This is a genomic window from Paludisphaera sp., assembly GCF_037189885.1.
In the GTDB taxonomy this organism is placed as follows: Bacteria; Planctomycetota; Planctomycetia; order Isosphaerales; family Isosphaeraceae; genus Paludisphaera.
On the sequence record NZ_JBBCIR010000084.1, the window covers coordinates 1 to 14373 of the forward strand.

General features: G+C 70.6%; 11 protein-coding genes and 2 tRNA genes. 3 read left to right on the top strand and 10 right to left on the bottom strand.

Annotation, left to right across the window (positions count from 1 at the left end; genetic code table 11):
* Positions 1 to 317 precede the first annotated feature (317 nt).
* The 4 genes from WG209_RS21125 to WG209_RS21140 form a co-directional block, all read right to left on the bottom strand.
* On the bottom strand, positions 318 to 1127 hold the full coding sequence (locus WG209_RS21125) for a glycerophosphodiester phosphodiesterase (RefSeq protein WP_337177078.1): 810 nt from the start codon (positions 1125 to 1127) through the stop codon (positions 318 to 320).
* Between the two features lie 71 nt (positions 1128 to 1198).
* Positions 1199 to 2041 carry an arylamine N-acetyltransferase gene (locus WG209_RS21130; protein WP_337177079.1) on the bottom strand — a complete coding sequence of 281 codons (843 nt, stop codon included), beginning with the start codon at positions 2039 to 2041 and terminating at the stop codon, positions 1199 to 1201.
* 26 nt (positions 2042 to 2067) lie between these two features.
* Complete coding sequence (locus WG209_RS21135) at positions 2068 to 3291, bottom strand: VCBS repeat-containing protein (RefSeq protein WP_337177080.1); 1224 nt, start codon at positions 3289 to 3291, stop codon at positions 2068 to 2070.
* 246 nt (positions 3292 to 3537) lie between these two features.
* Entirely contained in the window at positions 3538 to 4452 is a 915-nt protein-coding gene (locus WG209_RS21140; protein WP_337177081.1) for a serine protease, read from the bottom strand.
* A gap of 462 nt (positions 4453 to 4914) precedes the next feature.
* Between WG209_RS21140 and WG209_RS21145 the strand changes: the two genes are divergently transcribed.
* Positions 4915 to 6000 carry a metallophosphoesterase gene (locus tag WG209_RS21145; protein ID WP_337177082.1) on the top strand — a complete coding sequence of 362 codons (1086 nt, stop codon included), beginning with the start codon at positions 4915 to 4917 and terminating at the stop codon, positions 5998 to 6000.
* An 18-nt stretch (positions 6001 to 6018) separates the two neighbouring features.
* Here the strand turns inward: WG209_RS21145 and WG209_RS21150 are convergent, their stop codons facing one another.
* The 6 genes from WG209_RS21150 to WG209_RS21175 all read right to left on the bottom strand — a co-directional run bounded on the left by WG209_RS21150 (position 6019) and on the right by WG209_RS21175 (position 11543).
* Positions 6019 to 6918 (bottom strand): hypothetical protein, encoded by a 900-nt coding sequence (locus tag WG209_RS21150; protein ID WP_337177083.1) that lies wholly within the window; start codon positions 6916 to 6918, stop codon positions 6019 to 6021.
* Positions 6919 to 6950: 32 nt separating this feature from the next.
* On the bottom strand, positions 6951 to 7688 hold the full coding sequence (locus WG209_RS21155) for a hypothetical protein (RefSeq protein WP_337177084.1): 738 nt from the start codon (positions 7686 to 7688) through the stop codon (positions 6951 to 6953).
* Between the two features lie 553 nt (positions 7689 to 8241).
* Positions 8242 to 9939: a hypothetical protein gene (locus tag WG209_RS21160; RefSeq protein WP_337177085.1), complete on the bottom strand. Its 1698-nt coding sequence runs from the start codon at positions 9937 to 9939 to the stop codon at positions 8242 to 8244.
* Positions 9940 to 10570: 631 nt separating this feature from the next.
* Positions 10571 to 11035, bottom strand: coding sequence for an acyl-CoA hydrolase (locus WG209_RS21165; RefSeq protein WP_337177086.1), 465 nt, complete (start codon positions 11033 to 11035; stop codon positions 10571 to 10573).
* A gap of 210 nt (positions 11036 to 11245) precedes the next feature.
* Positions 11246 to 11318: transfer RNA gene (locus tag WG209_RS21170), tRNA-Met, on the bottom strand.
* A 152-nt stretch (positions 11319 to 11470) separates the two neighbouring features.
* Positions 11471 to 11543: transfer RNA gene (locus WG209_RS21175), tRNA-Met, on the bottom strand.
* 237 nt (positions 11544 to 11780) lie between these two features.
* Between WG209_RS21175 and WG209_RS21180 the strand changes: the two genes are divergently transcribed.
* Together WG209_RS21180 and WG209_RS21185 are read left to right on the top strand one after the other, a co-directional pair.
* Complete coding sequence (locus WG209_RS21180; RefSeq protein WP_337177087.1) at positions 11781 to 12671, top strand: tyrosine recombinase; 891 nt, start codon at positions 11781 to 11783, stop codon at positions 12669 to 12671.
* 214 nt (positions 12672 to 12885) lie between these two features.
* Entirely contained in the window at positions 12886 to 14349 is a 1464-nt protein-coding gene (locus tag WG209_RS21185) for a sigma 54-interacting transcriptional regulator (protein ID WP_337177088.1), read from the top strand.
* The last annotated feature ends 24 nt before the right edge of the window (positions 14350 to 14373 follow it).

The window sequence follows — 14373 nt, forward strand, 5'->3', positions numbered from 1 at the left end:
ATCGAGCGGCTCCAGAACCGCTACCATCCCGCCCCCACGCAACCCCCGGGCGCCGCCGCGGGCGATTTCCGGTGAGGCCGGCGACGCGAGGGAAGGTGAAACCTTTTGAGTCCCCTCTCCATCCGGGAGAGGGTGGCCCGAAGGGCCGGGTAAGGGCCTGGGCGCTTCGGGGATCGCGCCGGTTCATTTCCAGGCTCGGCCGGCGGTATCTCCGAAGCGCGACGGCCCTCACCCGCCGCTGGCGCGGCTGCCCTCTCCCAAGGGAGAGGGAACGAATCGGGCCGGGCAGGAGGCTCGGCCCGTCGGGGGGCGTCGGCTCAGCGGACCTGCTGGGCCAGCCATTCGCCCTTGTTGGTGGTGATGCCGTCGACGCCGGCCTCGATCATGCGGCGGGCGACGGCGGGGTCGTCGACGGTCCAGACGTAGAACTCCAGGCCCTCGGCCTTGACGCGGTCGACGAAGGCGCGGTCGATGGGGCCGGTGTAGGCCAGGTCCAGGCCGTCGGCGTTGATCTCCTTCGCCTTGGCGATCAGCTCGTCGACCGTCGGCGTGAAGACGCCGGTCTCCTTGTCCTGCTTGAAGCCGGCGAGGTAGTACGCCTTCAGCTCGGGGAGCCGCTTCTTGGCCTCGGCGACCGTGGCGGCGTTGAAGCTGATGACGCACATCTGCTCGGGCTTCTTGCCGGAGGAGCGAACCGCCTCCACCAGCGCGGGGATCGACTCGGGGCCGACCTTGATCTCGATGAAGCACCGGGCGCCCTCGGGGATGGAGGCCAGGGCCTCCTCGATCCTGGGCATCGTCACGCCGGCGAACTTCTCGCCCTTCCAGCGGCCGGCGTCCAGGCCCTTCAGCTCGTCCCAGGTCGAATCCTTGATCTTGAGGTCGGAGCCCGTGGTGCGTTTGGCGTCGGCGTCGTGGCAGACGACGAGGACGCCGTCGCGGGAGAGGTGGGCGTCCAGCTCGATCGCCTTGACGCCGCGTTCCCAGGCCAGGTTGAACGCCGGCATGGTGTTCTCGGGGGCGTCCGCCGACTCGCCGCGGTGGGAGACGAATTCCACCGACTTCTCGCCGCCCCAGGACGTCGTCGTCATCGCCAGCATCACCGTCAGGCCGTGTAGGTAAGCCATTCTCGATTCGCCTCGCATCGGATCGGGCAGGGTCCAGTGAGCCATTCATCCTCGCGTATCGCGGCGAGAATTCAACCGCCTCGGTCCTCGGCGACCCGGGCGAGCATCGGCCGCCAGTCGTCCGCGACCGGCAGCCCGAAAGCCGAGGCGAGCGCCTCGGCCAGTCCCTCGGCGTCCAGCGAACGCTCCTCGCGCGCGCCGTCGAGCGCGACCCTCCGGAACAGGTTCCCGGCGAGCGTCGTCCGGCCCCAGCTCTCGGTTCGCGCGGCCATCAGGCCGTGGCGGAAGTGCGAATCCGGATAGGTCGCGGTGTAATGGTTCGCGACCTTGAAGTCGATCCCCCGCCAGCGGAAATCGAGGATGTCGTACAGCGGCGCCCATGCCTCCTGGTGGAGCGACTGGAGCAGGAGGCCGTCGGGCGTCTCGACCAGGCGGTACGCGCCGAACTTCGTCTCCTGGGCCGCGCCGGGCTCCCACGCGAGCGGCTCGTTGGGCATGAAGCCGCCGAAACCGACGTCGACCAGCCAGGGGCGGCCGCCGGCCTGGACCTTCAGCGCGGCGTGGGTCGCCGGGGGGGACGGCGAGCCGGGCGAGTCGCGGACGCGGACCCGGGCGAGGTACTGCGAGACCGGGAAGCCGATCGCCCGGAGCACGCGCCTCATGAGGCTGGCGTGCTCGAAGCAGTAGCCGCCGCGACGGCCGTCGATCAGCTTGCGGTCGACGGCCGCGGGCGTCAGGTCGACGCCGCGGCCCAGCAGCACGTCGATCGCCTCGAACGGGATGGCGGCCATGTGCCGCTCCACCAGCGCCCTCAAAACACCCGGCGTCGGCTCGCGCGGGCCGTCGTAACCGACGCGGCCGAGGTAGGCGTCTAGGTCGACGGAGTCGTCGAAGTCGCGATCGTCCGCGTTCATATCACCACTTCCATCGAGGGTCGGCGTCACGGCTCGCGGTTCCAGTAGACGCGGACGTTGTGGGTGGCGCGGCCGCCGGCGACGATGTCGGGGCGGCCGTCGCCGTCGAGGTCGGCGGCGAGCGCGTCCTCGCAGGCCATGCCGCCGTCGTCGACGTCGTGGCGGACGAACTCCGGGCCGTCGGCGCCGGGCCTCGCCTCGAAGGCGAAGACGCCGGGGCCCTTCGGGCCGGGGGAGCCGGCGGCGTTCGGGTCGCGCTGGCCGACGACGAGGTCGTCGTCGCCGTCGCCGTCGAGGTCGACGCACCAGACGGCGTGGCCCCAGGCCATCGGCGCGGCGATCACGTCGCGGGCCCAGAGCCCTCCGCCATCCTTCGGCGGGGAGTAGACGACGGCCTGGTTTCCGTGCCAGGGCTCGATGGTGGCGATGTAGCGCGAGCCGTCGGCCATGCGCCCGACGTTGATCTCGCTCGCCCCCTTCATCGGGGCGGATTCCTGGTCGCCCGCGCCGATTCGCGTCCGGGCCCACGCGCCGTCGGCGCCGCGCTCCAGGGCGAAGACCCCTTCCCAGGCGGCGAGGACGATCTTCTTACGCCCTTCGTCGCCCGACGGGACGACCTGGAGGTTGTGGATGGTGTGGAGCGTCGAATCGGCGACCTCGGACGGCCATCGCGGTTGGGTGGGGTCGTCGGGAATGTCGTGGACCCGGACGTTCACCCCGGCGCCCTCGCCCCAGTTGGGCCCGCGCGTGCCGCGGCCCTGGAGCGGCGCCACGATGAGCTGGGCCTTGCCGGTCCCCTTCACGTCGCCCAGCCGGAGCCGGTGGACGGTCGGCTCGTCGCATTCGATGGGGTGGACGCGCCACGCGCCGGCCTCGTCGCGGCCGAGCCACTGGAGCGTGCCGGGCTGGTTGGTGTCCGACGGCTTCCAGCCGGCGCCGAGGACGAAGTCGATCCGGCCGTCGCCGTCGACGTCATGGGGCTGGATGCAGACGTTGTCGCGGCGCGTCTCGCCGCGGATGATGTCGCGCCTGGTCCACGACGGGTTCTGGTACCAGACGACGGCGTCCTCGGAGGCGGCGACGACGTCGGGCCGGCCGTCGCCGTCCACGTCCGCGACCGTCAGCGCGTAGCAGACCGCGCCGATGTTGGGGTCGATCTCCTGGGCCTCGAAGCGGGGGAAATCGGCCGCGGTCGCCACGGCGGCGATGGCCGTGAGCGTCAACGTCGCGGCGACGGAGAGGCTGCGCATGGGTCGTCTCCTGGGGTAGCCGAGCGGGGCTTCACCGTTCTCGGCGAAGCCTTGATCGGACCGTTCTTCCCCCCTCGCGGGGGAAGACAGACCGCGGAGCGGTCAGATGAGGGGGACGACTAGCGGGGACGCTTCCTCGGTTCGGAATCCCGCCCGACAGGCCGTCGCGAACCACGGGGCCATCTCGCTTGGCTTCCCCCTCATCCGGCCCTCCGGGCCACCTTCCCCCGCGAGGGGGGAAGGACGTCAGGATCGATCGTAACGCGGCGCGGCCTCGGACTCGACAGCCTGCCCACCTCGGCGCGAGGCGGCCGGGGCCGGCGGGCGGGCCTGGGAGCGGGCGACCTCGGCGTCGAGGCCGTGCTTGCGGATCAGCCGGCGGGCGCTCGCGAGCGAGGCGAAGATCCCCATCCTGCGGCCCTGGTACATCTCCGCGTGGCCGACGCAGACGCCGACCAGCCGGCCGTCGGCGAGGAACAGCCCGCCCCCCGACCGCCCGTGCGCGGGGATCTTCATCGTGACGAGGAAGGGCCGCTCCTCCCCGTCGTCCTCGATCCGGAATCGGGCCGTCTCCACCAGGCCCGTCTCCCAGCTCGCGACGCGCGCCCCCTGGTCGACGCCCAGCGAGGTGACGAGCGCGCCGGGGGCGAGCCCGGCCGGATCGTCGTCGTAGAGCCGGGCGACGAAGGGGAGGGGGGAGGGGCCCCGCAGTCGCAGGAGCGCCACGTCCCCCGCGTCGTCGGTCCCCACGACCTCGGCCGGGATCACCAGCGGCCAATCGCCCCCCCTGGACTTCTCCAGGCCGACGTTGTAGCGGTGAAGCTCCACGACGAGGTCTCCCCTGTCGCGGACGACGTGCGCGGCGGTCAGGACCAGCGAGGAATCGGCGGACGTGGCGATGATCGTGCCGGTCCCCTGCGACTTCCCGCGCCGGATCACGACGGTCGGCCGGAAGGTGCGGTCGTCGGCCGGCCGGACGGCGTCGAGCCGGGGCGGCGTGGGGGCGGCCCGCCTGGCCGCGGGGGCGGGGGCGGGCCGGGTCCGGGACTGGTCCAGCCCCCCCCCTCGCCGCGCCTGCGCCGACGCCGCGCCGGGCGTCGCCATCGCCGCGACGCCCAGCGCCGCGAGCAAGACCGCCCGACGTGGAATCGATCGTCGCATGTCGATCCGCCTCGGTGAATGGGCCCGGCGGGCCTCGCCGCCACATCCCCCACGATACCCCGCGCCGTGGCCGTTCGGCGAGGGGATTCCGCGCGCCGCCGCCCCGCTTCGTCGGGGCCGACAGGAGAAGGGGTGCTTTCCCGCCCCGTGGGAACCGCCTTCGAGGCGGCACGCGCCCCCCTTCTCACCTCGCGGGAGGGGGGCTGCTCGTCGTTGCCGCGTCGCCGGCCTTCCGGGAATCAACTCCATCTCCACTCATTAACCCATTCAATTCCAAGGGCCGGTGGCCGGGGGCGTGCCAACCGCGCCATCCATCATGCAATGAATCGGAAATCGAATCATGTTCCGAATTTTTTCACGCCATTTCCGCCCCGGGCCCTATGATAAGGCCCGTGCCCGGCTTTTCATGGACTCCGCCGTCCGGTTTTAGTACGCGGGCCTCGTTTGTCGCGGGAGCGATCCATGTTCGGCTATCATCTGGCCACGCTCATCCACATCTCGGACCTCCATTTCGGCGACATGGACCCGAGCCGAAACGACGGCACGTACGACGCCGACGCGCCCCGTTACTGGAAGCACGCGAAGATATTCCAGGGTCTGCTAGGGCACACCGTCCAGGCGATGAAAGATCTGGACCGCCTGGTCAAGCATCTGGTCGACGAAGAGGGGGCGTACCTGATCACCACCGGAGATCTCACTTGCGTCGGCAAGGCGACGCAATTCGCGATGGCCGGGATGTTCCTCGGCGGCGAGGTCCACTTTCCCTCGGGCGACGCATTCGGCCTGAGGTGTCGCGACTGGAAGGGCCGGTGCGTGGGCGGCAATCATGACCACTGGAACGAGGCGCTGCCCCTGCTCAGCTCGGGCACGTCGGCGGCCTACCTGCGGACGTTCCCGGCGGGGACCTTCCCCGCGATGGCGCCCGACGTCCCCCTTCGGCTGTCCGACGGTCGTCGTCTACGCGTCCGATTTGCGATGGTGGACAGCGATGCCGACGTGGCGACGGGCCGCATGTCGATCCGGCGGAATGCCGCTCGGGGAAAGTTCTCCAGCCAGCTGGCCTCGCCGGAGATCCACATGGGGCCGCGCCAGCCCGACGAGATTCGCACCCTCCTGATCCACCATTCGCCCACCTATCACGACGGTTCGTCGGCCCTCAGGATGCACGGGAACTGTCGCCAGGCGCTCGACGTCTACCTGATCGACCAGGAGATCTCGGTGGTGATGACGGGCCATATCCACGAGGCGGAGGTGCGGGCGTTCCGGGCCACGGACCCGGCCAGGGGCCGGACGCGGGAAGTGCTGGAGGCTCGCAGCGGCACGGCGACACAGCGCGACAAGATCCCCGCGAAGTGGCGCGTCAAGGATCCCCATCTGGCGCGATGGCAATTGCCCAGGAACGCGGTGCTCGTCCACCGACTCGTGGAGTCGGAGGACGAGAGCGGGGGGACGGTCGTCGAGTGGCGGACCACCCCCTACTGGCGCGGCAACCGCGGCTTCGTCCCGCTGCGCGGGCAACTCCCGCCCCCACGCCGCGTCTGGCCGTGACCGGCGGGATCGCCCCAATTACATATAGGCATGTTGACCGCATCGACCCTCCCGCTCCGCGTCCTTCTGGATCGGCGCGGCCTCGCGCGAGGGGGACCATCGCAGGATGAGATCCGCGTCGTGGTCCGTGGTCATCGCCCGCGGCTGGAGAGAGAGCCTGACGGCCAGGGGTCCCCGCGGTTCGGCTTCCAGGCCGCGGAAGAGTCGCGGCCTCGCCTGGGCGACGCCCACCAGCCAGGCGATCAGGCGCCGGGCCGTCGACGGCTCGCAATCGGTCGCGTGGCCGATGCTCTCGATCACCATGTCCCGCCCGAAATCCTCCGGGCCGGACAGCCCGCCGGAAGCATCGAGCAGGAGACCCTGCCCCTCGCGAAGCTTGCCGCGTCGCGCGAGCCGCTCGATCAGCCCCGAAACGGCGTCGGCGGCCTGGAAGATGGACACGGGGCTGAGCCCCCGCCTGGCCAGCGCGCGAACCCAGTGGGCCGCGTCCCGGCCCGCCGCCTTCGAGTCGACTTGCTCCATCAGCAACTTGACGACCCCGTCCGGCGCGATGGGCGCGCCTTCGAGGCATCGGTCGAGGTTGCCGAGATTATCGGGCAGGTCGACCATGAGGGCGTTTGCCCAGGCCCAGCCGATGCACACATCCTCGTCCCGGCTCGCATCTTGCATGGCGGCGGCCAGGGAGCCAGCCTCGGCGGGCACCGTCCCCGGCACGTCGCCCGCGAGGGCGTCGTACAGCATGGCGAGCGTGTCGGGGTCGAACGCGTCGAGGTGACTGTCCAGCCTCTCGGCGATCTCCTCGTCCTCGACGAGCAAACTCAGGATCTCCTCCGAGTTCGCCCGGATGCCGTCCAGCAGCTCTTCCGGCAAGCCGGGGCCCGATTGTTCCAGCAGTCGCGCGATCAATGCTAGCGGCATCGCGCCCGTCCGCTCGTCGTCCTTCAATCCGGTCACCGGTCCGCCCCTTCATCTAGGGTGTATAGGAGTTTTCCACCGCGCCCAAGCCCCCTCGCGAGCAGGTTGAGCACCCGATTCCGCGCCTGGACGACGTCCTGAACGGACGCCCCCAGGCGACCCGCGACCTCGCGCGTCGTCCAGCCCATCCCCCAGATCTCCCGGGCGACGCGCCAGTCCTCGGGGGGGATCAGCCCGCGGTCGCCGAACGCGACGGCGACGCGGGCGAGCGCCTGGAGGAGCTCGTCGCGGAGCCGGTGCCGCGTCATGCCGCGGTCGCGCGCCAGGCCCCGCTCCGACTTGCCGGGGGTCCCGAAATAGTCGTCGAGCAGGCTCCTGTCCTCGGCGTCGAGCCCCGCGAGGGCCTCGTGGAGCCGCCTCAGCTCCGCCGCCGGAGTTGGCCCGTCCTCCCGGGAGTCGGCGACGCGGTCCGCCAGCACCCGGGCGTCGAGCAGCCGCTCCCGCCGTCGCCACTGACGCGCGACGTGGGTCCTGGCGAACCGTTCGAAGGCGGTCGCCGCGTAGCGCTCGAGCGTGCCTAGCCGCGCGTCGAACGTCCGCAGGATCGCGGGCCATTCGGACAGGAAGAAGTCGTGCACCAGGTCGAGCCCATCCGAGACGGGCACGACGAACCCTTGCCGGGACAGTCGCGCGAGGACTCGGAGCAACGACGGTCGAAGCTGCTCGTAGGTTGTCTCAAGGTTCTCCCGCCATGTCTCGGCCGACGTAGCCATGGTAACCTCGCTGCTCGGTCCGGATGCCGTCGCGTCGGGCCGGCCGCGCGGATCATCGCCGGCGCCATACGCGATGCATCGGACGTTTCTTGCACTACTCGGGCCGGCGTCATGCGGCCCATCGCCGGCTCATCGCGGACATCATGGCCCGTCGTCGATCCTCCCGCGGGCGGCAGGGCCGCCGCGACCTCGGAGTCGGATCGAAATGGCGCTGGATGCCCGGACGATCCTCGCCGGGCCCCACGCGGCGACAGGCCGACGGGGCGAAACTTCCCACTTCCTGACAATCGCCCCGCCAACGCCCGCATGGCTCAATGCCTCCACACCTTTGAAGCCGACGACTTTATGGCTATTGGCGCTTCGTGCCGCGATTGGCCGGAAATCCGAGAGAAATTCCCGGCGGTCCCGACCAATCGGGCCGTCGAAATCGATGCCATCCGCGCGAGCGTCCGGGGGTCCTGGGCCGGGAAAGGAGGAAGCCGGCCGCGTCGCGGCGGTTCGCGGAAGCTCGCGGGTCATCCCCCTTGGCGCGTCGGGACGACGTCGATGGGGACTACCGACCGGCTCGCAGGTCGTGGCGGGGGAGGAGGATGCGGACGTCGCCGTCGACGTCGACCGGCTCGAACCATCGCGAGGTGACGGCGTCGAGGTCCGCGTCGCCCAGCCACTCGACGAGCACGTCGACGGCTTCGTGATGGCGGGCGAGCACGTCCTCCCAGATCGCCAGGCCCTCGGCGCGGGCTCGCCGGCCGAGCAGGGCGACGGCCTCCAGGTCGTAGGAGTCGGGCCCGACCACCCCCTGGCGAAGCCGCACCGGGAAGTAGTAATGGCGGACCTCGTAGTTGTTCCAGACGAGGTTCCCCCCCGCCACGCCCAGCCAGCAGGCGACGTGTCGCGGCGGGTTGATCCGGAACCGGGTCTCCAGGTGTCCGGTCAGGACCGCCACGCGCCGGCCTTCTCCGACCTTCGGCGCCGCCTCGGCGAGCGGCGCGACCGTCTCCCGCGAGTGGACGGCGTAATCCCACGCGCTGACGGCCTGCAACGCCACCGCCAGGCCCATCGCCGCCGCCCCCAGCCGGCCCGGCCACGACCTCGGCGGGTCGATCGCCGGGATCGCCGCGACCAGCCCCAGCAACGCCACCCGCTGCGGGAGGAAGTCGCCATGGCCGGGGCCCATCGAGTCCGGGCCGAAGACCCCTGCCCCCAGCAGGATCGCCGACAGCCACAGCCAGGCCCGGCGCTCGCCGCGCGTCGGCCCGCCCGGCTCCTCGCGGGCCCAGCCGGCCCAGGTCAGCGCCAGCGCCGCGATCGTCAGCCAGGCCAGCGGGCTCAGCAGGTAGAAGGCCGTCCCGGTCGTCGACGTGAACGGCAGGGCGTTCTTGACCGAGAACGAGATCGGGTCGGCCCAGCCCAGCCGCCCGATCCAGCCGTGGAACGTCAGGAACTCCTCCAGCCTGGCGAAGCTCGGCCGCATCGCGCCGCCGCTGCGAGACATCCGCAGGTACACGACCATGAGCCCCAGCAGCGGCGCGGCGCAGGCCGCCAGGCGGCCGAGGCGAGCCGGCCGGGACCGACCACCCGGCGCGACCGGCGTCGCGAGCGCCAGGAATCCCAGCGAGAGGAGCGTCAGGCCGACGCTCACCAGGTGGCAGAAGTAGCCCGCGGTTAGCAGGGCGGCCAGCGCCGCCATGCGACCGGGCCGGAGGTCGTCGCGCCCCTTCCACCAGACCGCCAGCGTGACCGCGAACAGCGCGGCCCCCAGTTGGAAGCTGGCGAAGCCCATCAGCCATGAATAGCTCATCGCCGCCAGCGCCGCCAACGCCCTGGCCGCGAACGCCGATCGCCCGCCGACCGCGCATCGCAGCGCGACCGCCGCCAGGGCCACGGCGACCAGCATGATCGACGTCATCATGCGATCGGCCGCGAGCGGGGGGAGGACCGTCAGCAGCCCCATCAGGGTGAGGTGGCCCCCCCAGTTGGGCAGCGGCTCCCAGCGGACCTCGAACCAACGGCCGAACACCTCGCCGCCGCGCAGGGAGTCCAGGAGGATGCCGGCGTTGTAGAGGTGCGCCAGGCCGTCCTGGGTCACGAACCATGGGACGAGCCAGACGGCCGCGAGCGCGGGGACGAGCATCGCCACGACCGCCGCGGCGTCGCGAAGGCCGCGAGGGCGCGCGGGCGTCGAGGATGGTCCATCGGCGGCCGGAGCGTCGGGCCGCTCGGACGCCTGGGGGCTCTGGCCTGGGTCCACGGGCGGGGTCGTTCCGTTCTCTGGGGAAGGCGGGGGAGAGCGGCGCGACGGGCGAGGTGCGTGAACGTCGGCCCGGGCCCCTCGGCCCCGATCTTCCCAAAGCGTCGCCGCCCGGGAAAGTCGAAATCGAGAGGCCCGGTCTCAGGCTCCTGAAAAAACCGGACTGACGATCGAGGTGAAATCCCGGCTGATTCCCGCCGGCCGCGACTGGTTGAAGCTCGCAGGTGCAATCGCTGCCGCCGCAACGCGGCAAGGTCCTAAGATCACGTCCGCCTGCCCCCGACGCGGAGTTCGGGGGAACCGACGGCCGGCCGCCACGGTGGGGAAGCCGGCTGTTGGAGGTAGTATAACGCACGGATCGCGGGCCTCGTCGAAATCCGCGCGCCCACCTTTTGGTGGCTCAGGAAGGCCGTCGGGCCGCCGCGCGCGCCCTCGCAATCGGCCAGCATGCCGCCCGACGGGCCCACAAAAGCCGAGTTCCCTGCCGTCTCGATGACAATAAAGGACACGCGCCGGCCGCTTGTTGAAAAAAAGCGACACGCTGTGTGAAACCAGGTTTCACCCGCGTAAGACTGTTGTTCGCAACGATCGATGACCGAAGACAACCAGACGTGGAATTAATTAAACCTAGTCACCGGCGAACGTGCAAAAGTTTGCGTGCTCGCTCGTGAAGCCGGGCCCAGGGTTGGGCCAACGCCTCGGGGATGTCGGCGGGATCATCGGCGAGAGGCTCGGGGGACCCATCGGGGGCGACATGGACGAACTGCATCAAGCCATCCATCCACGGGTCTTTCTGGTTGCCAAGCGGGGTGCCCCAGAGGGCGACCACGATCTGCGCGGCCCCTCGATGGATCTGGCGGCCACGAATCTGGACGACGCGGCCGATGGGGACCGGGACGTAGCAGCGAAGATCCAGGACTCGCTTGAGCACCAGGTTGGCGTCGAGCCCGGCCGCGCGATAGGCCGACGAGTAGCCGGCCTCGAGGGCCAGCGACAGGAGCGTGCCGGCGTAGAGGGTGCCGTGATGATTGGCGTCGCGTGGCAGGACGAGGCGATGCGTCAGGGTCTCGGAGTGTTGCGAGTCCGAAGCTGCCATGCTCGTCCCATCCCCAGGATCGGCGGCGGCGCGCGAAACATGGGGCCGCGACGCCACTTCGGAAATCTACCACGTCGCTCCCCCGGCCGCAACACGTGGGGGGGCCCTTCGGCCCGGCGGGCCGGGGCGACCCCCGCGACGACGCATGGGTCGCGGGCAACAAAAAAGCCGACCTCGCAAGAGCGAGGTCGGCTTGGAGTGCGGAAGGAATTGCGCCGGCAGGAATCGAACCTACGACCTCCAGGTTATGAGCCTGGCGAGCTAACCGCTGCTCCACGGCGCACTTGGATATTACGCGAAGTGGCCGGCGAATGGAAGCCCTCCCCGGGAAAATTCCCGAGGGTCGTCGTTTCGGCCGATTCATCGGGGAGACCGGCAAATAAAAAGGGCCGACGTCATCGAGATGACGTCGGCCCCAGGAGAAGCAATCGAAAGTTGCGCCGGCAGGAATCGAACCTACGACCTCCAGGTTATGAGCCTGGCGAGCTAACCGCTGCTCCACGGCGCACTTGGATAATAGGCCATCGGACCGGAAAAGGGAAGCCCCCACCGCCAAATTCCTAGGGGAGGGGGCGAAAACCGTGGTCCCTCGGAAACACGGCGTTTATCATCTGGTATCATGTTTCAATGACTGCCCACGAGACCGCAAGCGTGCAAAAATAGACGGCATAGCATGGCGGGCCGAACCGAAACAACATAAGGGCGGAACGAAGCTCGCGGTCTTGATGGATGGGCGGGAGGGGACATGGACGCTTCGATACGGGCATTTCTCGAGCACTTGAAGGTGGAGCGGCGGGCGTCGGAGCACACGCTGCGGTCTTACGAGGACGACCTCGCGCTGTTCGAGCAATTCCTGGAGGAGACCAGGCCGGCCGGGGGGGACCCGTCGCCGGCGTCGGCGGACTCGCGGAGGCTGCGGCGATATTCGGCCTGGTTGAGCGGGCGAGGGTACGCGGCGTCGACGGTGGCGCGGCGGCTGGCGAGCCTGCGGTCGTATTTCCGCCACCTGCGGCGAAACGGCGAGGTCGACGCGGATCCGACGGTCGCCCTGCGGAACCCCAAGCAGCCACGGCGGCTGCCCAAGCTGTTGCGGGTCGACGAGGTCGTGAAACTTCTGGACTCGATCCCGGTCGCCGACGACCTGGGCCGACGTGATCGGGCGATGTTCGAGACCCTCTATGGAGGGGGCCTGCGGGTGGGCGAGGTCGTCGGCCTGGACCTGGAGGACCTGGATCTCGACGAGGAGATGGCGCGGGTGCGGGGGAAGGGGAGGCGCGAGCGGCTCTGCCCGATCGGCCCGATGGCGGTCCACTGGATCCGCCTGCACCTGGCGTCGCGGCGGCCGCGCTCGGCCTCGGAGCGGGGGGTCTTCCTGAATCGCTACGGCGACCGGCTGACGGCCAGGAGCGTCGGCCGGCTGCTGGAGGAGCACCTGGCCCGCGCGGGGATCCGGAGCGAGGCCAGCCCGCACACCCTGCGGCACAGCTTCGCCACCCACCTGCTCGACCGCGGCGCCGACCTCCGCAGCGTGCAGGAGCTGCTAGGCCACCGCAAGCTGACGACCACCCAGATTTATACCCACGTCACGGGAGAGAGGATGTTGGAGGCTTATCAGGACGCGCACCCGCGGGCCTGATGAGCCGCCACGGCGGGCGCGGCCCGGGGAGGACGATTTTTTGACGCCGCTGCATCGGTGACATACACGTTGATTGTGAGGGACTGGCGGATCCCGACGCCCGACTGGTGTCGCAAATGAGGCGACTCAACCACGTTTCGGCGTGAAGAAGTATTGACTGGTCGACGCGAGGATGCGTGGCCGGCCTCGACGAATCATCAAAAGAGGCACCCGAATGTCCAAGCGAAGAATCCTCATCGTCTGCCCGGACGTCAGCGACCTGGCGCTGCTGACTTCAATGCTGAAGTCCCTGGGGCACGACATCGACACGGCCCCGAACGATCGCGCGGCGGTCCACCAGATCGACCGCGAGCCCGCGGACCTGGTCCTGGCCTGCGTCGACCCGAGCGAGGCCGACAGCCTGGAGCTGCTGTCCTACCAACGACGTCGGCACCCCGAATCCGCGGTCGTGCTGCTGTTCCCCCGGCCCCATCCCGAGCGGGCCAAGGAGGCCGTCCGTCAGGGGGCCTCGGCGGTCCTGAAGTACCCGACCCCGGCCGCCGAGTTGCGGGCGGCGGTCCTCCAGGCCCTGCAGGAGGCCGAGCCCCGGCGGAATCCGGCGCCCCCGCCCGTGGCGGCGGTCGTCGAGCGCCCGTCCCCCGCCTTCGAACCGGCGCCGGTCGGCGAGCCGCTCCCGTCCGCCCGCCCGGTCGCCGCGCCGGCGCCGCGAGAGACGGCCGCCCTGATCGGGTTCGACCCCGCCCTGAGGCAGATCTTCGGGCTGGCCGGCATGATGGCCGAGTCGTCGGCCCCGGTCCTGATCGAGGGGGAGCCCGGCACCGGGAAGTCCGAGCTGGCCCGCAGGCTCCACCGCGGCGAGGACGTCGACGCGCCGTTCGTGTCGGTCCACGCGGCCGAGCTGGGCGCGGCGGCGGACGCCGAGGGCCCCCACGCCGATCCGGGCGAGGAGCTGCGCGTCCACCTGGCCCGCGCCGTCGGGGGCACCCTGCACATCAAGGAGGTCGGCGCGCTGGGGCAGGCCCTCCAGACGCTGCTGCTGAGGGAGATCCAGTTCCGGGACATGGAGGCGGCGTCGGGCCGCGGCGGCGACCGGCGGCCGGCCCGGCTGGTCTTCTCCACCAGCGAGGATCTCGGCGCGTTGGTGGAGCAGGGGAGGTTCCGCCAGGATCTCTTCCACCGCATCCAGTCGGTCTGCCTGACGGTCCCGCCGCTGCGCTGCCGCAGCGACGACGTCGAGCTGCTCGCCGAGTACTTCCGGAGCCGCTTCGTCCGCGAGTTCGACCGCCCGATCGTCGGCTTCACCCGCGACGCGCTCGACGTCCTCCGCCGTCACGACTGGCCGGGGAACGTCCGCGAGCTCCAGGGGGTGATCCAGCGGGCGGTGGCCCTCTGCCACGGGCCCCGGATCACCGCCACGCACCTAGGCCCGATCCTCAACCCCCACCGCGGCGTCCGCGCGGCCCGCGTCAACGCCTCGCGGCCCCACGCGGCCCAGGGGGTCCGGCCGCTGAAGGAGGCGCTGGAGGAGCCGGAGAAGCAGCTCATCATCCAGGCGCTCCAGTCCCTCAACTGGAACCGCCAGGAGACCGCCCGGATGCTCGACATCAACCGGACGACCCTCTACAAGAAGATGAAGAAGTACGGCCTGCTCGTCGACGAGCCGATGTGGGTCGAGTGAGCGTCGCCCTCGCCGCGACGGGGC